The organism is Neisseria sp. P0009.S007 (genome assembly GCF_051962515.1).
In genome coordinates this window covers 1-236 of record NZ_JBQCVF010001287.1, presented here as the reverse complement: position 1 = coordinate 236, position 236 = coordinate 1, and the positions used below count along the sequence as shown (strand labels likewise).

Here is a 236-nt window from a genome sequence, read left to right as displayed (position 1 = left end):
GTATCAAGGAAAGAGTCGAGTTTTTCGGTAGAGCCTGTGATTTCGATGGTATAGCTTCGGTCTGTCAAATCAATAACGCTGCCGCGGTAGATTTCGGTCAATCGCAGGAATTCGTCGAGGTCTTTGCCGACGGCGCGGACATTTACCAACATCAGTTCGCGTTCGACAAAACTGCTTTCGTTCAAGTCAACCACTTTGACAACTTCAAACAGTTTGTTGAGTTGTTTGGTGATTTG

At 45.8% G+C, this 236-nt stretch carries 1 protein-coding gene; it reads right to left on the bottom strand.

Going from position 1 to position 236, the window contains the following annotated elements:
- On the bottom strand, positions 1-236 hold a 236-nt coding region (gene ilvN, locus ACTHS3_RS18640), incomplete at both ends, for an acetolactate synthase small subunit (protein ID WP_440368894.1).